Raw genomic sequence first — 18,050 nt, forward strand, 5'->3', positions numbered from 1 at the left:
TGTTACCACCATGAACGGCAAACGGTCAAAGGGGCCGCCGGCCTGCTGCATTCAGATTGGGCCGCGTGCTACGCTCTCGGCAGGGTGGGGCGTGCAAGCCGGAGGGCGCCATGGTGAAGCGAGCGGTGTCGATCGTCGCGAGTATCGTCGCGATTCTCGTGTGTGTGATTGTTGGCCGCACGCTGATGTTCACGTCGAAGCAGATTGCCGCGACTCCGGTTCGGGATATTGACCTCGATGTCGATCGCGCCGCGGAGCGCCTGGCAAGAGCGATCGCGTTTGAAACCATTTCGTTTGGCGTGCCTTCGCCTATCAGCAAGGACGAGTTCGAAGCGTTTCACGCCTATCTTGAGGAGACGTACCCGAAGTCGCACGCTGCGCTAACGCGCGAGAAGGTGGGCGGTTTCAGCCTGCTGTATACGTGGCCGGGCAGCGACGCCTCGTTGAAACCGTTGGTGATCATGGGCCATTTCGACGTAGTGCCCGTGGCGCCGGGAAGCGAAACTGACTGGTCGCACCCGCCGTTCGAAGGGAAGATTGCGGACGGCGCGGTGTGGGGAAGGGGTGCGGCGGACGACAAGCAGAACGTCATCGGCGCGATGGAAGCCGTCGAGTGGCTGATCGAGAAAGGCTTTCGGCCGAAGCGCACAATCATGCTGTCCTTCGGCCACGACGAGGAATTGGGAGGCCCCGAGGGTGCGCAGAAGATCGTCGACCTGTTGGTCGAACGGAAGATTACACCCGAATGCGTCGTAGATGAAGGCGGATCGATCATTCACGACGTGATGCCCGGGTTGAACGCGCCCGCGGCGTTAATTGGCATTGCCGAAAAAGGGTACGCGAGTTTCTCGCTTACCGTGAACCAGCCCGGAGGTCATTCGTCGACTCCGCCCCCGCATAGCGCCATCGGCATACTCGCCGAGGCGATAGCGAAGCTCGAAGCGAACCCGTTCCCGGGCGGACTCTCCGGCCCCGCAAGGCAAATGTTCGACGCGTTCGGGCCGGAAATGCCGTTCGGGCAGCGCGCGGTGTTCGCGAACCTCTGGTTGTTTGGGCCACTCGTCGAACGCATGCTATCCGGGTCGCCGGAGACGAACGCGGTGGTGCGTACGACGACCGCCGTGACGATGATCTCCGGTGGCGTGAAGGACAACGTGCTGCCGCCGGAGGCGAAGGCGGTCGTGAATTTCCGCATCCTTCCTGGCGAAACGGTGAAGACCGTCTGCGATCGCATAACCAGGATCGTCGACGACGAGCGTGTAAAAATTGAATCAATCGAAAAGGAACCGCGCGATCCATCGCCGGTATCCGATATCAACGCCGCGCCGTACGGGATACTGGAGAAGACTATTCGCGAAGTGAGTCCCGACGTTGTCGTCGGACCGTTCCTCGTGCTGGGCGGCACGGATTCGCGGTTCTTTTACGACGTTACGCCGAACGTGTACCGCTTCACACCAACGCGGTTTCGCCAAGGCGAAATCAAGATGCTGCACGGGACGAACGAACACATCCGCGTCCAGAACTTCGGCGAAGTCTGCCGGTTCTATGTGCAGCTCATTCGCAATTTCGACGCGTAGGTCGTTGTGCGTCGTTCCGCCGCGAACTACTCGAACTGGACGACAAGGTGCGTGTCCTGCCAATCCTTCACGACTTCCGTGGTCATGCGCGCGTCGCGCACCTTGCCCAATGCTTTCGTTGTGTACTGGGTTTGATCCTTCGAGGCCATGCCGTTGGCCTCCAGTGCCGGCAACAACGCCCCGGCGAAGAATTCCTGTTTGGCTACAAACGCCTGCTGACGCGGTGGGTTGACGTCGAGCGGCGGGTTCAATCCTGATGCAAATGGTCCGGGTTTCCCGGAATCGATCCGGTCAATCAGGTCCTTCACAGAATCAAGATTTCCGGCGAGCACGAATGTGCTCTTCGGAATCGCGTAGTAGACCGTCGCGGGCGGAAACACAAACGAGAAGATGTCCGTATTGTTGTACGTCTCCGCCTTCAACGGTGTCATGCCGAGATCGCGCAATACGCTTCGCGCGGCGTCGCCATCCTGAAATGAAATGAGTACAGCCAACTTTGACGTATCGGCGCCCGGTCCCGTTACGGCGATCGTCGCCGCGTCGCCCATGAGGTCAATGACCTTGCCGATCGAACCGCCCAATTGACCGATCATCCCGCCTTGCGCACCCATGCTCGTGCCCGCGGACTCCTTGAGGCTTGCCCGCGTTTTTGGCGTGAGTTGTATGCTCCACGCCGCGATGGTGGATTCTGGCAAAGCGTTTAGGTGTGTCAGGGGAGCGGCGGGCGCCAGGGCGGCTTTCGCCTCCGGATGCTTGGCATAGTCAAGGCGCGAGCGGACCGATAGCCGATCGCCGTCGAATTTCCACGTCACGACCATTGGATCATCGCCCTTGTAAGGCTCGATCCAGCCTCTCCAAAGTTGCGACGCTGCGTCTCCGAGATTTCGCGGCAACGAACCGCTGAAGAAAGGAGACGTTGAAGCAGCGACACCGGCGGCTACCTTGTCCGTCCGTATCAGTTGCACGATTTCGTCGGTGCTGTCCGCGGGGCAGTCGTTCGTGCCGTAGCGGACGGATGCCGGAGATTTCATGCGCCCGGCGATCCCGCGCACGAGCGCCGCACTCGTTCCCGCAACGAGCAGATCGTCCGTGAAGAAGTACGCGAAGCTGTCGTCATCGCGGGAGAAGATCGTTGTCTTGGGCTCGTCGAGGTCTTTGGGATTCATAGTTCCAGAACCACCCCAATCGACGACGAACTTCTCCGCGTCTTGCCGCTTTGCGTAAGGCAACACCGCGGCCATCGGTGGCAGCGCTCCGAAACCGAGATACGCCATTATTTGCCGCTCGAACTCGATTTGCCCCAGCGGCGAAGGCTCAGTTTTGATTTCCTTCGATGCGCCGAAGAACAGCGCAAGGGGCTTCTCCGGATCGAGGCCCTTGATTGCGGCGATGTCAGCAATGGATTCGGCCTCGAACGCGTTGGCGCCGCGTGCAAACTGTCCTGTAAGTACTTTGATCTCGGCCCTCATATCGACATCATCTGGTGCGCCGCGAAGTAGCAACGCGTGAATCTGTTCCTCAGCCAACTCGACGGACGGAAGTGCGAGCGCGGTCACCGCGCCTTCCGGCATGAGTTTGAGGACAGCCGCCGTACTCGGCGGACCTGAGGGGGTCCCTTCGCCGCCGGGGGCTCTGTCGGCCGGACGGCAGGCAGACAGCGCGAGCAAAAACGCCAACGGAAATGAGCTGCAAACGCGGTACAACGGTATCCCGGCACGATTGGCCACGAACGAACGCATTATTGCTCCCATCGCTCTCCTGCCTTTCCTCGCTCTCAATAGTCCGCACCAGCGCCGGATGTTCACTCGGGCGACGGAAGCTCCTTCGAATCAGACACGACAACTTCAATCGCCTCGTGCTGCGGATAGAATCGCCGCACAAAGGTATCCAGCGACGCGGTCATCAGTCGACTGCCGCGCCCTTCGATTTCGGCCAGCAGCGGGCGCAGCGATTCATCCTCGCGAAGCGCGGACGGTTCCCTGCCCGCCTCGCGCAGCGCGTTCACGACGTCGCCGACGGTGATCTTGTCCAGCGACCGCGCGGGCGCGTAGGTAATGGGCTCCGTCGCGCGCGCGCAGACGAGGCCCGCCTCCTCAAGTTGATTCATCGTCTCGTTGATGACGCGGGTGGGCACGTTCCACTCGCGCGCGGCATCCTCGGTCGCCATGCCGGGCAGCCCCTCGTCGAACCGGCGGCTGACCTCGACCATTGCGCGGAGCCCGACCGCTTCGCGGTAGGCATGGCTCGCACCCTGCGCGAGGCGTTCCATGGCAAACGTGCGCTCGTTTTGGCAGGCAAATGTGAGTTCTGCGCCGAACAGCACGATGATCCAGCTCACGTAAATCCATGTCATTAACAGTGGGAACAACGCAAAGCTCGAGTAAATGAGACTGTTCCGCGTCACGCCAATCTGCAGATTGACGTACGCCAATGAACCCAGGCACCAAAGCGTCCCGCCAATGATCCCACCGAGCAGCGCGTACCGCCATTTCACTTTGGTGTTCGGCACGATTACGTAAACCAACGTGAAGATTGCCCAAATCGAGAGATACGGCAGAGTGCGCAACGCGAGATCGACGGAATAGCGCCGGTCGGCCGGGCTTTGCATCGCAATCATGAAGCCCAGCACGGCCGCAACGACAAACGGTATGAGCAGCATGATTAGAAGGTAGTCGCTGAAAATGCGATACCACGAGCGCGTGCGCCGCACGCCCCAGATGGAGTTAAAGGCGGACTCGATATTCCACATCATTCCAAAAACGGTAACAAGCACAAAGCCGCTCAACGCGATTACGGTCCGGGAATTGGCGCCCTGCCACGTCTTGGATACGTCTTTTGCGAACTTCATCAGGACTTCGATCGGGTCGGTCAAGTCTTCGTTCGAACCGGCAGCCGCCGCGACGTTAACGGGGCGGACATCTGCAAACATCAAGCGCAACAGTCTGCGGATGACCTCTTCGTTGCGCCGGCTGACTTCCTCGTTCAAATCAAGTGAGAGCAAGGGCTGCGGAGTGGGATTGCCCGGGTCCTGCTCCGAGACTTCTACCCGCGAGGCGAGCTCCGTGACGAAGTCGACGGCGTGATAGCCGAGATTGAGCTTTTGAATAACGATGAACAGGATCGCGACGCAGGGAACAACGGACAGTAACGACGTGAATGTGAGCGCGGCCGCGCGCATGAGGAACGCGCCCTGCAGCAGGTTGCGCACGAGGAGAATGAGGACGCGCACCTGTTTGATCACGAAGCCGTGGGGGACCCCCTCGCCCGGGCGGCCGATGTACCACACGTCGTGCGTGACAAACCGGCGGCCGCGCTTCAATGCATCGAACGCGCGCTGCACTTTCCCGATCATGCTTCGAGTATATGCGATGGCCCGTTACCGCCGCACGATGCGCCGTTTACCTACCCCGCCGGGGCGCGGTGCGGGCACGAGACCCGCTGGCCCGCGCGGACAACAGGGCAATGATTTCGCGCGTATCCTGTTCAAACGGGACAATCCTTCTCGACGGCACCGTGTCGGTATCCTTCATGAGCCGCAGCCAGTACAGGGCCTCGCGCGCTTCCTTCGCGGCCTCTTCAATCCGGACGATGTACTCAGAGCGCGATTCCGAATGCTGCGCCTCGTCCACCGCGGCCCCAAGCGACGTTGCGCAACGCAGGAACTGTTCGCCGAGTATGACGCCTGACGCGCTCTTGCCCTCCTTACAGATGTACTCGTACATGCGGACCGCCCGCACGGAATAGAGAAACGTCCGTTCGCGAATGTCCGGGTCCGGTGCTTCCGCCATGCTGCCTCCTTAAAGTCTGTGGTGCGTTCGCGGCGCTCCATTCTTGATCCGGTACCTGGCTTGCAGCAAGCCGCGTTGACGGACTATCCCGACGCGATGCACACTACCCGCTGAACGAGCGCCGCGTGTGCGGGCGCTGCAAGGAATTCGAACATGAATACTGCCGAGAATGGCCGAGTCTTTCTGCCGAATTCGCGGTCGTGCTTTGTCTGCGGCGAGGAGAACATTGCCGGCCTTCAGCTCCGGTTTTTCGTGGAAGACGGCAAAATCAAGACGTGGTTTCAACCCAAGGCGCACCACTGCGGTTATCCGAACGTGCTCCACGGAGGCGTCGTGGCCGCGCTGTTGGACGAGACAATTGCCTGGGCCGCGAACCGCGCGCTCGCGCGCATGACGGTCACCGCGGAATTGAAACTGCGCTACCGTAAGCCCGTGCCCGGCGACCGGAAAATGCTGGTGTGGGCCGAAATTACGAAGTCGAACCGGCGCATCGCCTATGGGAACGGGGCGGTAATCGACGAAACGGGGGAGGAGTTCGCGCGCGCGGAGGGGTCGTTCATTCCGTTGTCCGCCGAGCAGACGCTCGCGATCGATGATCACCTGATTTACCGGGGCGGCGAGGAACGCGTTTTCGATATCCTGCGCAACAGCCCATGAATCCTGCCGTCAGCGGGCAATTGGACATCCACCCGCGGAAGGGCGATCATGGAATGAATGTTTTCCTGGCTGGATGACCAATTGTCCTGCAACCCGGGCTGCGTAATGACGTGACGAACGGCACCATCGATATCGCATACCAATTTCGCTGCGCCGACGGCGAGAAACTTGACGCGGCGCTGTGCATCAAGCTCGATGCGAAGACGTTGGAGGCGAAACGGGAACGCGCGGAGACGCCGCCTGATTGGGCAAAACTCGATGTACACCAATGCCGCGTTTGCCCGCTCAGCGCGCCCGAACACGCACATTGCCCCGCGGCGCTCGCCTTTGTCGATATTCTGAACGAGTTCGGGCCGTTGTTGTCGTTCACCGAGGTCGAAGTCACGATTGTCACACGCGAACGGACCGTGACCTCGAAGACCTCGGTGCAGCGCGCGCTAAGCTCGCTCGTCGGGCTGAGCATGGCCACGAGCGGGTGCCCGATTCTCGCGCGGTTCAAGCCGATGGCGCGGTTTCATTTGCCGCTCGCGACGCGTGAGGAGACGATGTTTCGTTCGGTCGGCGCGTATTTGCTCGGACAATATTTCTTGAAGCTGCGCGGCGCGGCGCCGGATATCGATTTGCGCGGTCTTCGGGAAACGTACGATTTGATTCACGAAGTGAATGTCGGGTTGGCGAATCGACTGCGTGTGATCCCCGCGGGCGACGCGCACCTGAACGCGTTGGTTATCCTCGACCTGTTCGCGCATGCGCTTCCGTATTCGATTGACGAAGGCCTCGCGGAACTCGAGCACATGTTCGCAGCATTTATGCCTACGGTACCAAATGAAGTACCCAGCAAGGAGTAGTCTGTCGTGCTGAGCCGCGTTGCCCGCCCGATCGAAATTGCCGTCGGCGTGTTGTTCATCGTAAGCGCCGCGTCGAAGGCGCTCGATGTGTACAGTTTTGCCGTGCAGGTCCGCGCCTACGGAATCGTGCGCGATCAATCCGCGGTACTGACGATAGCGTATTGCATGGTCGCGCTGGAGACTGCGCTCGGCGCGGCATTGCTCGGCGGTTTTCGTTTCGGTGGTCGTACGCTGGTTTTCACGTCCGGCTTGCTCGTCGGATTCACCGCGCTCATCGCTTACGCGTGGGCCTTCAAAGGCCTCGCGGATTGTGGGTGCTTCGGCGAATACATCAAGATGGGGCCGGGCACGTCGATTGCCAAGAACGTGGTACTGCTGGGCATGACGGGCATGGCGTGGTTCGGCTTTCGCAATAGGCCTGTGGCTGCGCAAGCGGAAGAAGGCGATCCAGCAGTCGAGAAACCGCGAAAGTCGAATCAGACTGCCGCCGTCGGGTTGGCGCTGGCTGGGATTCTTATTGTGGCCGGCGCACTCGCTATGGGTGAGCCTGCGCCTGCGCCCACGAGCGCGGCGAACACTCCGGTCAACACGGCAATCGCAGAGGCGAAACCATTCGCCGAGTTCGTGCCGCGGCTCGGCGGCGCGCCCGTGCCGTTGGCGCAAGGGGAGTACCTGGTTGCCATGTTGAGCGCCTCGTGCGAACACTGCCAGGCGGTCGCGCGCACACTTAACGAGTTGATGCAGGCCCCGGGGGCGCCCATGGTCGTGGCGATCATGATGGGCACGGACGGCGAAATGAATGACTTCATGTCGCTGACCGATCCGCAGTTCCCTATTCAGACAATTGAAGTGCTCACGTTCATGAACCTGCTCCACGAGGACGCGAGCGCACCGCCGTGCTTCTACGTCATTCGCGATGGCGCAATCGTCCGCCACCTGGTGGCGGAAGAGCCTTCCCATGATCAACTGCTGGAATTTGCGACGAAGGCCGGCGTGCCGGGGCACGAAGACAAGCAATAGCGCTGCGCCCGCCGCGAAGCCTCACGTCCCCGCGGGAATTGCCGGATTGTCCACTTGCATCGTGCTCATACTTCGGAAGTACACTGCGTCCGGTGACTGCAACCCAGAATTCCGGAGGATTCCCATGTCAATCGTACGTCGCGCTATCGTTCTTGTTGCGGCATTCGCCATCCTGGCCGCCCACGCGCAAACGACAAAATCGCTTAAGCCCGAAGGCGATAGACGGTGGTACAAAGGGAATACGCATACGCATACGCTCTGGAGCGACGGGGACGCCGCGCCGGAACTCGCCGTGGACTGGTATAAAGAACGGGATTACGACTTCCTTTCCATCACGGACCACAACGTAATGCTGCGCGGCGAAAAACTATTCATCGCGGGAGAGAAGACCCGCCTCACGGCCGAGCGTCTCGCGCAGTTAAAGGAAAAATTTGGCGACGACTGGGTTGAGACTTCCGAGGCCGGCGGCGAAACCGTCATGCGCCTGAAGACCTACGAGGAACTGCGCAAGCGATTCGAAGAACCTGGCAAGTTCATCCTGATTGAAGGCGAGGAAATTACGGCGAAGGCGCACGTCAACGGACTGAACATTCGCGACAAGATTCCTCAGTCTAAGGCAGACACGACCGAAGGTGTCGTGCGCGAGCACGTTCATGCGGTCGATGAACAAAGCCGCCAGCACAATGCGCCTATGCTTGCCCACGTGAACCACCCGAACTGGGGCGATTACGGCGTACCGCCGGAGGACCTCATTGCGGTCGATACCAGCCGGTTCTTCGAAGTCTACAACGGCCACGGCGGTGTGAAGAATTGGGGCGACGAAAAGTTGCACCGCGTCAACACCGACCGCTATTGGGACATCGTGCTCGCGGTGCGGTTGGCGGAAAACCCGGAGAACATCCTCTACGGCGTCGCTACGGACGACGCCCACGATTATTTCGTGCGCGGCGCGGGCCACTCGATCCCCGGGCGCGGCTGGTGCATGGTCCTGGCCGAGAACCTCGAAGCCGACTCGATCATGGAAGCATTCAATCGCGGCGACTTCTATGCAAGTTCCGGCGTGTTGTTGAACGCAATCGAGTGGGACGAAAAGGAATACCGCGTCACTATCGATGCGGAACATGACGTTCCTTACAAGACAATCTTTTACGGCACGCGCAAGGGTGCAGACCTCTCAAGCAAACCAACTTTGGACGAGAATGGCGTTGAAATTCCAAGCACGCCGCGCCAATACAGCGCGGATATCGGCGTCGTACTCGCCGAATCCCACACGAACCCGGCCGTCTACGCGTTCAAAGGCGACGAAATGTACGTGCGCGCCAAAGTCGTTTCGTCCAAACTCAAGGCCGACCCGTTCAAGGAAGGCGATTTCGAAATGGCGTGGACGCAACCGGCTGTTCGTCGGTAATTTGTGACGGCCGAGTGTGTCGAGGAGTTTGCGGCGGAAACGGGAGCGCTGATATGCAACTAACTCGATTCGGTTCGATAATTTCGGTTCTCGCCGCACAGGCGTTTGCGCAAGACGCGCCGGGCGGGGCGGCATTATACCAGCAGTTCTGCGCGCAGTGTCACGGCGCGGACTTGCGCGGTGGCAATGCGCAGAGCATGGTGGACGGCGTATGGCAGTTCGGCGACGGCAAATGGTATTTGACGAGCAACGTCAAGCACGGCATCACGGACCTCGGTATGCCCGCGTACGAATCGTCGATGAGTGACGCCCAGATCGGGGCGGTGGTCGATTACATTCTCAGCGTGGAAAAATCCACCGGCGCGGCGAAGCCGCCCCCGCCCGCGGAAGTGCAGACGCAGGATTATCACGTCAAGGTCGACCAATGGGTACAGGGTTTGAAGGACCCCTGGGGTATCGCGTTTCCGGACAACGACACCGTCTTGCTGACGGAACAGGAAGGGCGACTGCGCATCGTGAGGAAAGGCGCGCTGGACCCGGCGCCGGTAAACGGCACTCCGGAAGTCTTGCCTGAGGGCCAGGGGGGCCTGATGGACGTTGCGGTGGACCCCGATTATGCCGAGAACGCTTGGGTGTACCTCGCATTCAGCCACGCGCTGCCGGAACAAGAGGATAAGCCGGCATTGGCGATGACCAAGATCGTGCGCGGGAAGATTGCGAACGGCGCCTGGACTGATGAGCAGACCGTGTTCGAGGCGCCGCACGAGACGTACTTGACCACGCGTATACACTACGGGTGCCGAATCGTGTTCGATACGAAGGGCCATCTATTCTTCTCTATCGGCGAGCGCGGCATGAAGGAACACGCGCAAGACCTGGGACGTCCAAATGGTAAGATTCACCGCATCCGGCCGGACGGAAGTATCCCGAAGGACAACCCCTTCGCGCGAAAGCGCGGCGCAATGCGCAGCATCTATTCCTACGGCAACCGCAATGCGCAGGGCCTCGCGATCCATCCCGAGACCGGCTACCTCTGGGAGACCGAGCACGGCCCCATGGGTGGCGACGAAATCAACGTGATCGAGCCGGGAAAGAATTACGGATGGCCCGTTATTACCTGGGGCCGCGACTACAGCGGCGCGATTGTCTCGGACTTGACGGAAAAGGACGGCTTGGAGCAGCCGGCGTCATTCTGGCGTCCTTCGATTGCAGTATGCGGCATTGACTTCTACTCCGGCGATCAGTTTCCCAAATGGAACAACAGCCTTCTTGTCACTGCGCTGCGAAACGAGGAGCTCCGTATAGTCCGAGTCACGGACAAGCGCGTAATGCACCAGGAAGTCATCCTCAAGAATGTAGGGCGCGTGCGCGACGTTGGCTGCGGCCCGGACGGCGCAATCTACGTTGTGACAAACGACCCCGGCGCAGTGCTAAAGTTGACGTGTATCAAAGAACGGTCCTATAAGGCGCTGCAATGACCGCTTATTCTGGGCTTGCCAGACGGTCGGCCACCGGCAATGCGGAGGGCATGAGGTGACAGATTCCATTCCACGGCGCGACTTCATGGCGCAGGCGGCTGCCGCCGTTGCCGTCGCGACTCACGCCCACGCAGCGTCTACGCCTGCGCGGCGCAACATCGTTTTCATTTTGATCGACGACATGCGCTTCGATTCGATGGGTTTTATGGGGCATCCCTTTCTCGAAACGCCGAATCTCGATGCGCTTGCGCGCGGCGGGATAGTGTTTGAGCGCGCGTTCGTCACCACGTCCTTGTGCTCGCCCAGCCGGGCGTCGATGCTCACCGGGCTTTACGCGCATTCGCACAAGGTCTATGACAACAAGTCGCCGCTCGACGATGCAATCCCGACATTTCCGCGCATGCTGCAGGAAGCTGGCTATCGGACGGCGTTCGTTGGGAAGTGGCATATGGGCGGCGACACCGACGATCCGCGGCCGGGCTTCGATTATTGGTCGTCATTCCGCGGGCAAGGCGTATACGTAGATCCGACATTCAATACGAACGGCCAGCGCAAGCAGGAGGCGGGCTACGTCACCGATTTAATCACGGACAAGGCAGTGGCGTTTCTGCGCGAGCGGGGCGACAGTCCGATTTGCCTCTATGTATCGCACAAGGCTGTGCATGCCGAGTTTCATCCCGCCGGCCGGCACAAGGGTTGTTACGCGGACAAGACGTATCCGCATCCCGCGAGCATGGCGAATACGGACGAGAACTACTGCGGGAAACCCGCGTGGGTGCGCGCGCAACGCCACAGTTGGCATGGCGTGGACGGTATGTACAACAAGGAGACTGATTTTGACTCATTCGCGCGCGATTATTGCGAGACGATGCGCGCGGTGGACGACAGCGTCGGACGAATTGTCGAGACCCTGCGTGAACAGGGGCTGCTCAATTCGACGTTGTTCGTGTTTACGTCGGACAACGGTTTTCAGTTCGGCGAGCATGGGCTGATCGACAAGCGAACCATGTACGAAGCGTCGATCCGCGTGCCGTGCATCGCGCACTGTCCGGACTTCATCAAGCCGGGAGCGAAGTGCGGCGAGTTGACTGCGAACATCGACTTTGCGCCGACGTTTCTTGAAGCTGCGGGCCTGCCCGTGCCGTCGAGCATGCAGGGGCGCTCGCTGCTGCCCTTAATGAGGGGCGAATCGCCGGAGTGGCGCGACTCGATCCTGTACGAATACCTCTGGGAACGGTCGTTTCCGCAAACGCCGACGATGCTGGGAGTGCGCACGAAGACGCACAAGTATATCCGCTACCACGGCGTGTGGGACTTCTACGAACTCTACGACGTCGAGAAGGACCCGGACGAAATGACGAATCTGCTGGCAGGCTACATTCAGGATTCGGAGGGCGGCATCCTCGAAGCAATTATTCGCAAGAAAGCGCCGGACGACGTGAAGGCCCTGTTCGAGGACATGACGAACCGGCTCAACACACTTCTCAAGGAATCCGGCTGTTTGCAGGAACCCGCATGGATAGGGACACAATGACCGGCGGTAGCCGCGCCGGACGAAAAAGTGCGCCACCTCTAGCGGAACTTCGATAGGACAACCAGTAGAAGGGTCAGAATTATGCTGACAATGATCGACGTCGTAATCGGGAAATAGAAGCTGAAGCTTTCCCGCTCGATGCGCACGTCCCCCGGCAGCTTACCCAGCCCAAAGAACCCCGCCTTGCCGCCGAAATACACGACCAACCCGGCTATCACGATTACGACTCCCAGGCCAATCAGGGCGCGTCCCAAGAATTGCGTGTCCATACGTTAGAAATACCGTGCCGTTGTACGTCAACTATTGTACAGATAGAGATGGGAGGAATGGGAGCAATAGGAACAATGGGGGGACGTGATGTGTCGGACGGGCGGCATGTTTACTCGAGTGCGGAACCTCGCCCCGGCCCGGTGCGAACTCGGAACGGTATTATGGTGTCGCATACATCGTAAGGTCCACACTGGTCCCATAGTTCGCATAGCTCCCATCGAATAAGGAGTAGTCAACCATGCGTCACATTCTGGTAGCCGTCGTTGTTATCGCCACTGCCGCCGCCGAGCCGTCGGTAACAATCTACAACCAGCAATTTGGTGTTGTGCGCGAAAACATTCGCCTTGACCTGCAGCAGGGCACAAACCAAGTCACGTTCAACGACACGACCGCCCACCTCGAGCCGGACTCGGTCATGCTGCGCGATCCGGCGGGGAAGGTGGCGATCCGCATTCTGGAGCAGAACTACCGCGCAGACCAGCTTTCGCCGGAGTTGCTGTTAAAGCTCAATGAAGGAAAGTTCATCGACTTCATCATCCAAACCGGAGATCAGCGCGACATCGTTCAGGGGCGCGTTGTGCGCAGCAACTACGCGCCGCACAGCGCCGCGGCCATGCAACGCTACGGCCAGCAGTACCAGATGATGCAGCAGGCTATGGCGTACGGTGGCGGCGGCTCGCAACCGATTATCGAGATTTATGGCAAGCTCCATTTTGGATTGCCGGGCCAGCCGCTGTTCCCCGGAATTCCCGACGACACCATACTGAAGCCGACATTGACCTGGACGCTGGAGTCCGACACCGCGGGCCCACTCGACGCGGAGATTGGTTACATCACCGGAGGCATGAGCTGGGATTCGAGCTACAACCTCGTTGCGCCTGCCGAAGGCGAGAAGGTCGATCTCGTGGGTTGGGTGACCATGGACAACCAGAGCGGCAAGACCTTCGAAAACGCACAGATTAAACTCATGGCAGGAAACGTGAACAAGCTGCGCCCGCATGGGGCGCAGGCCTACGAGATGGAAGCCTTGCGCTCGGGGGGATTTGGCGGGGGAGCGTACTTCCAACCGGCGGTCACGGAGAAGTCCTTCGATGAGTATCATCTCTACTCCGTTGAGCGCCCCGTTACGCTGCGTGACCGCGAAACGAAGCAAATCGAGTTCGTCCGTGCGGACGGGATTATTTCAACACGCTTCTATGTGTATGACGGCGTTCAGATTGATCCCAATCAGTACCGGGGCTGGGGCACGGAGCAATTGATGCAGCAACGCGATTACGGCACGCAGTCCAACAAGCTCGTGTGGGTGATGCGCGAATTCGCAAACACGAAGGAAAATGGGCTTGGCATCCCGTTGCCGGCGGGCAAGACGCGGTTCTATCAGCGCGACGACGACGGTCAACTGGAATTCACCGGGGAGAATGTCATTGCGCACACGCCGCAGGGCGAAACCATTCGCGTCTACACCGGCGATGCGTTTGATCTCGTCGGCGAACGGAAGCGGCTCAACTACAACATCGACTACAACGCGCACTGGGTTGACGAGATGTTCGAGATATCGGTGCGCAACCGTAAGAAGGAAGCCGCCGAAATCCGCGTCGTAGAACACCTATACCGTGGCGTAAATTGGGAAATTCGGGGGCCGTCGATGGAATTCGAGAAGACCGACGCACAGACCGTCGAGTTCCGTGTGCCATTGCAGCCGGACGAGGAGAAGAAGGTGACGTACCTGGTGCATTACACGTGGTGACGGGTGGAGATGGTTCGGTATGGAGTTAAAGCCGGTCGGATCGAAAATGGCTACGGGGCAACTTTCAACAACGATTCCAGAGCGGACGCGAGGTCCGGCGCTGAGAAAGTGAAACCGGAATCGAGGAGTTGTTTGGGGCGGACGCGCGTGCTGGCGAGAAACATTTCGTCCGCCATCTCGCCGAACACAAGTCGCGCGGCGAAGGCGGGCACCGCAAGGATCGTGGGGCGGCGGAGCGCACGGCCCAGCGTCTGAGTCAGTTCGCGGTTCGTGACAGGACTCGGGGACACAACGTTCATCGGGCCGGCGATGAACGGGTTTTCCAGGGCGCATACGACTGCGCGCACAGCGTCGTTTAGCGTAATCCAACTGATGTACTGTTCGCCGCTGCCAATAACGCCGCCGACGCCCATCTTGAACGCCATCATCATTTGCCTGAATGCCCCGCCCTCGACGCTGAGAACGACGCCGAAACGCAAATTGACGACGCGAAGGCCGCCGTCCGCCGCGGGCTTCGTCGCCGTCTCCCATTCCTTGCAGACCTCCGCGAGAAACCCCGCACCCGCCGCGGAACCCTCGTCGAGCCATTCGCTGCCGCGATTGCCGTAGTACCCGATCGCCGACGCGCAGAGCCACGTTTTCGGAGGCTCGTCGATGGACGCAAGCGCGGAAGCCAGAAGTGATGTGGACTTTACACGGCTGTCGCGAATCGCCGTTTTCTTTGCGGCAGTCCACCGCCCGCTCGCGACGCTTTCGCCCGAGAGGTGGATTAGCGCTTCCACGCCATTCAAGGCCGACGCGTCGAGCCGACCGGCGCCGGGGTCCCATGAAATATCCCCACCCATTGGCTGACCTCGTACCAGCCTGCGTACGTCGTGCCCATCCGCGCGCAATGTCTTGACCAGCGCGGACCCGATTAAGCCGCTTGCGCCACCGATAACAATTCGCATGGAGCTGACCCCGTTCTCATGTAATGCGCGACCGTTGGTTCCAACGCGTGCACGCAATTACGGCCCCCAGCGCGCCCAGCACCGCGGCGATCCGAATCGACGCCTGCTGAGAAAACACGATAAGCACCAAACATATTGCCATGCTCGCGACGGGGACAAACCACGGAACGCGAAAGCCGAAATATTCGGTCTCCCGGCGCCGAATCTTCAGGAGCGCAATGTCGATCACAATGAATACGGCCAGCAGCAATACGCTCGTGGTGCCGCCAAGGTGCCCGACAGTGCCCGTCAACGCGAGCACGAGCGCGATGGCGATGACAATGACCGTCGCTACGTAAGGCGTGTGGCGCGTGGGATGGATTCGGCCCAGCCACTCCGGCACCAAGCCCTCGCGCGACATCCCGTGGAGTAGGCGCGAACCCATTACGCAATTCAAGAGGCTTGTATTCGCAACGGCGAACATTGCGATAACGCCAAAAAACTTCAATGACCATGGCGCGGTACGTTCAACAACCGAGAGCAACGGCGCCTCGCTCGATGCGAGTTCGTGCGGCGGAAGCGTACGCGTCGACACGAACGCGACCAGCATATAGACCGCGCCGACGATTGCCATCGCCGACAGCAGCGCCGTTGGAATCGTGCGTTCCGGCTTCTTGACCTCTTCCGCGACATTCGCGATGTCCTCGAACCCGATGCACGCAAAGAAGGCAAGCCCCGCGCCTTGCAGGATGAGCAATGGCGCCCATGTCGTTACTTCCGGCGGCGGTGTTGCGAGTTCAATCTTGGGCGGACCGCCGCCGAAAAACAGCGCCAGCCCGGTCGTCACCACGATAAGCAGACCGGAAAGCTCGATCATGGTGCAGATAATGTTCGAGGTGGAAGATTCCCGAATGCCGCGAATTGCGATCGTTCCCACGACGAAAAGGAACCCGCAGACGGCCACGGGCGCTGGAAGCGGCTCGACGAGTTTAGTCAAATATCCTGCAAATGCGAGCGACGACGTCGCCATCGAGACGACACCGGAGCACAGCACAAGCCATCCGATGAACACGGACAACGCGGGCTTTCGGAACGCGCGTTCGCAGTAATAGGCCGCGCCGCCGCTCTGCGGGAACCGCGTCGCAAGTTCCGCGTACACGCACGCCGTCAGCGTGGCCGCAACGCTCGCGACGGCAAAGGACATCCACGACAACATTCCGGACAAGCCGGCGACTTTGCCGACAAGCGCGTAGATGCCGGCGCCAAGCATGTCGCCCACCCCATACGCGAGGAGGGCCCAGAATCCGAGCGTGCGCTCGAGGTGGGGAGGTTCCGCGCTGGACATGCGGCGCGCCCGCCGTCACACGATGATCGGAGTAACGACGTTTCCGAATACGTCGGTGAGCCGGAAGTCGCGGCCCTGGAAGCGGTAGGTAAGCTTGAGGTGATCGATGCCGAGCAGGTGGAGGATGGTCGCGTGCCAGTCATGCACGTGGACCTTGTCGGCAACGGCGTTGTAACCCAGTTCGTCTGTCGCGCCGAAGCTGAATCCCGGTTTGATGCCGCCGCCCGCCATCCAGATCGAGTAGCCCTTGATGTGGTGATCGCGGCCGTCACCCTGCGCCATCGGCGTGCGCCCGAATTCGCCGCCCCAAATCACGAGCGTGTCGTCCAGCATACCGCGCTGTTTGAGATCGGTTACCAGCGCCGCGCTTGCCTGATCGGTGAGTTTTGCCGTCGTGGCCGTGCCCTGCTTCACGCCGCCGTGATGGTCCCAACCGCGATGGTACACCTGAATGAACCGCACGCCGCGTTCGGCGAGCCGGCGCGCAAGCAGGCAGTTCGACGCGAAGGTTCCGTCCCCGCCCGCTGTGCCGTACAGGTCCCGTATGTGCTGTGGCTCGTCCGAAAAATCGACGAGGTCGGGTACGCTCGATTGCATGCGAAACGCCATTTCGTATTGGCTGATGCGCGTGGCGATTTCGGGGTCGTCGACCGAATCCTGCCGGATCGCGTTCAGCTCTGCAATCGCATCGACGACATCGCGTTGCTGCGCGTCGGACACGCCCGGCGGGTTCGCGACGTAGTTCACCGGATCGCCCGAGGAATGCAGCTTTACCCCCTGGAATTTGCTCGGCAGAAAACCGCTGTGCCACTGGCGAGCCGCGATGGGCTGGTTCTGCCCGCCGCCCGCCGACGTGAGCACAACAAAGCCGGGCAGGTTCTGCGTTTCGCTGCCCAGTCCGTACAACACCCACGACCCCATGCTGGGCCGTCCCGAAATCGACGTGCCGGAGTTCATGAAGGTATTCGCGGGATCGTGGTTGATTTGCTCGGTCTGCATCGAGCGGATGATGCAAATGTCGTCCGCAATCTTCGCGATATGTGGAAAAATCTCGCTGATGACTTGGCCGGACTTTCCGAATGTGTGGAACGCATGTTGCGGCGCAAGGCATTTTAGCTGCGCTTCGATCTGTAGCTGCGCAATTGGCTGGCCCTTCGTAAATGACTCCGGCATGGGCTTTCCGGCCATCTCGCCGAGCTTGGGCTTGTAGTCAAACGTTTCGAGGTGCGAAGGCCCACCGGACATAACCAGATGGATCACGCGCTTCGCCTTGGGCGCAAAGTGCAGCGGCTGCACTACGCCGCGCCACGACTCGTCCGGCGCCGCTTCGGCAAACAGGCCCGGATTCAACAGCGACGCCAGCGCGACGCTGCCAATGCCCTTCGCGGTGCGCCCGAGGAAATGGCGCCGCGTGAGCTGCAGGGCGTGTTCTTGAAATGGGTGCATCGT

15 protein-coding genes are annotated in these 18,050 nt (G+C 60.3%); 8 read left to right on the forward strand and 7 right to left on the reverse strand.

Annotated elements, in window-relative coordinates:
* Nucleotides 1–110: 110 nt before the first annotated feature.
* Nucleotides 111–1,577 (forward strand): M20 family peptidase, encoded by a 1,467-nt coding sequence (locus tag HUU46_18335; GenBank protein ID NUM55608.1) that lies wholly within the window; start codon nucleotides 111–113, stop codon nucleotides 1,575–1,577.
* 26 nt (nucleotides 1,578–1,603) lie between these two features.
* On the opposite strand, the gene HUU46_18340 is transcribed toward HUU46_18335, so the two are convergent.
* From HUU46_18340 to HUU46_18350, 3 genes are all read right to left on the reverse strand, one after another.
* On the reverse strand, nucleotides 1,604–3,316 hold the full coding sequence (locus tag HUU46_18340; protein NUM55609.1) for a hypothetical protein: 1,713 nt from the start codon (nucleotides 3,314–3,316) through the stop codon (nucleotides 1,604–1,606).
* 62 nt (nucleotides 3,317–3,378) lie between these two features.
* On the reverse strand, nucleotides 3,379–4,929 hold the full coding sequence (locus tag HUU46_18345; protein ID NUM55610.1) for a YihY family inner membrane protein: 1,551 nt from the start codon (nucleotides 4,927–4,929) through the stop codon (nucleotides 3,379–3,381).
* A 46-nt stretch (nucleotides 4,930–4,975) separates the two neighbouring features.
* Entirely contained in the window at nucleotides 4,976–5,365 is a 390-nt protein-coding gene (locus tag HUU46_18350; protein ID NUM55611.1) for a four helix bundle protein, read from the reverse strand.
* 153 nt (nucleotides 5,366–5,518) lie between these two features.
* Here HUU46_18350 and HUU46_18355 point away from each other — a divergent pair, with 153 nt between their 5' ends.
* From HUU46_18355 to HUU46_18380, 6 genes are all read left to right on the forward strand, one after another.
* Nucleotides 5,519–6,022, forward strand: a complete 504-nt coding sequence (locus tag HUU46_18355; GenBank protein ID NUM55612.1) for a PaaI family thioesterase — start codon at nucleotides 5,519–5,521, stop codon at nucleotides 6,020–6,022.
* Nucleotides 6,023–6,132: 110 nt separating this feature from the next.
* Entirely contained in the window at nucleotides 6,133–6,870 is a 738-nt protein-coding gene (locus HUU46_18360) for a hypothetical protein (GenBank protein ID NUM55613.1), read from the forward strand.
* Between the two features lie 6 nt (nucleotides 6,871–6,876).
* Nucleotides 6,877–7,890, forward strand: coding sequence for a hypothetical protein (locus HUU46_18365; GenBank protein ID NUM55614.1), 1,014 nt, complete (start codon nucleotides 6,877–6,879; stop codon nucleotides 7,888–7,890).
* 124 nt (nucleotides 7,891–8,014) lie between these two features.
* Nucleotides 8,015–9,298 (forward strand): hypothetical protein, encoded by a 1,284-nt coding sequence (locus HUU46_18370; GenBank protein NUM55615.1) that lies wholly within the window; start codon nucleotides 8,015–8,017, stop codon nucleotides 9,296–9,298.
* Between the two features lie 53 nt (nucleotides 9,299–9,351).
* Nucleotides 9,352–10,776: a PQQ-dependent sugar dehydrogenase gene (locus HUU46_18375; protein NUM55616.1), complete on the forward strand. Its 1,425-nt coding sequence runs from the start codon at nucleotides 9,352–9,354 to the stop codon at nucleotides 10,774–10,776.
* A 55-nt stretch (nucleotides 10,777–10,831) separates the two neighbouring features.
* The gene (locus HUU46_18380; protein ID NUM55617.1) at nucleotides 10,832–12,310 is read left to right on the forward strand and encodes a sulfatase; all 1,479 of its coding nucleotides are present in this window, start codon (nucleotides 10,832–10,834) and stop codon (nucleotides 12,308–12,310) included.
* A 38-nt stretch (nucleotides 12,311–12,348) separates the two neighbouring features.
* On the opposite strand, the gene HUU46_18385 is transcribed toward HUU46_18380, so the two are convergent.
* Entirely contained in the window at nucleotides 12,349–12,579 is a 231-nt protein-coding gene (locus tag HUU46_18385; GenBank protein ID NUM55618.1) for a DUF2905 domain-containing protein, read from the reverse strand.
* Nucleotides 12,580–12,818: 239 nt separating this feature from the next.
* Between HUU46_18385 and HUU46_18390 the strand changes: the two genes are divergently transcribed.
* Nucleotides 12,819–14,327, forward strand: coding sequence for a hypothetical protein (locus HUU46_18390; protein NUM55619.1), 1,509 nt, complete (start codon nucleotides 12,819–12,821; stop codon nucleotides 14,325–14,327).
* Between the two features lie 50 nt (nucleotides 14,328–14,377).
* Here HUU46_18390 and HUU46_18395 read toward each other — a convergent pair whose 3' ends face one another.
* The 3 genes from HUU46_18395 to HUU46_18405 are packed head-to-tail and all read right to left on the reverse strand — an operon-like array spanning nucleotide 14,378 to nucleotide 18,047.
* The gene (locus HUU46_18395) at nucleotides 14,378–15,277 is read right to left on the reverse strand and encodes a TIGR01777 family protein (protein NUM55620.1); all 900 of its coding nucleotides are present in this window, start codon (nucleotides 15,275–15,277) and stop codon (nucleotides 14,378–14,380) included.
* A 16-nt stretch (nucleotides 15,278–15,293) separates the two neighbouring features.
* Nucleotides 15,294–16,601: an amino acid permease gene (locus HUU46_18400; protein NUM55621.1), complete on the reverse strand. Its 1,308-nt coding sequence runs from the start codon at nucleotides 16,599–16,601 to the stop codon at nucleotides 15,294–15,296.
* Between the two features lie 15 nt (nucleotides 16,602–16,616).
* Nucleotides 16,617–18,047 carry a DUF1501 domain-containing protein gene (locus HUU46_18405; protein ID NUM55622.1) on the reverse strand — a complete coding sequence of 477 codons (1,431 nt, stop codon included), beginning with the start codon at nucleotides 18,045–18,047 and terminating at the stop codon, nucleotides 16,617–16,619.
* Nucleotides 18,048–18,050 lie beyond the last annotated feature (3 nt).

The sequence above is a fragment of the Candidatus Hydrogenedentota bacterium genome, from assembly GCA_013359265.1.
Taxonomy (GTDB): domain Bacteria; phylum Hydrogenedentota; class Hydrogenedentia; order Hydrogenedentales; family SLHB01; genus JABWCD01.

Excerpts from the sequence above, each read along its gene's own strand:
- HUU46_18395 (NUM55620.1), bottom strand. The coding sequence starts at position 15,277 with ATGCGAATTGTTATCGGTGGCGCAAGCGGCTTAATCGGGTCCGCGCTG.
- HUU46_18355 (NUM55612.1), top strand. The coding sequence starts at position 5,519 with ATGAATACTGCCGAGAATGGCCGAGTCTTTCTGCCGAATTCGCGGTCG.
- HUU46_18340 (NUM55609.1), bottom strand. The coding sequence starts at position 3,316 with ATGCGTTCGTTCGTGGCCAATCGTGCCGGGATACCGTTGTACCGCGTT.
- HUU46_18385 (NUM55618.1), bottom strand. The coding sequence starts at position 12,579 with ATGGACACGCAATTCTTGGGACGCGCCCTGATTGGCCTGGGAGTCGTA.
- HUU46_18370 (NUM55615.1), top strand. The coding sequence starts at position 8,015 with ATGTCAATCGTACGTCGCGCTATCGTTCTTGTTGCGGCATTCGCCATC.
- HUU46_18405 (NUM55622.1), bottom strand. The coding sequence starts at position 18,047 with ATGCACCCATTTCAAGAACACGCCCTGCAGCTCACGCGGCGCCATTTC.
- HUU46_18335 (NUM55608.1), top strand. The coding sequence starts at position 111 with ATGGTGAAGCGAGCGGTGTCGATCGTCGCGAGTATCGTCGCGATTCTC.
- HUU46_18345 (NUM55610.1), bottom strand. The coding sequence starts at position 4,929 with ATGATCGGGAAAGTGCAGCGCGCGTTCGATGCATTGAAGCGCGGCCGC.
- HUU46_18390 (NUM55619.1), top strand. The coding sequence starts at position 12,819 with ATGCGTCACATTCTGGTAGCCGTCGTTGTTATCGCCACTGCCGCCGCC.
- HUU46_18400 (NUM55621.1), bottom strand. The coding sequence starts at position 16,601 with ATGTCCAGCGCGGAACCTCCCCACCTCGAGCGCACGCTCGGATTCTGG.
- HUU46_18350 (NUM55611.1), bottom strand. The coding sequence starts at position 5,365 with ATGGCGGAAGCACCGGACCCGGACATTCGCGAACGGACGTTTCTCTAT.
- HUU46_18375 (NUM55616.1), top strand. The coding sequence starts at position 9,352 with ATGCAACTAACTCGATTCGGTTCGATAATTTCGGTTCTCGCCGCACAG.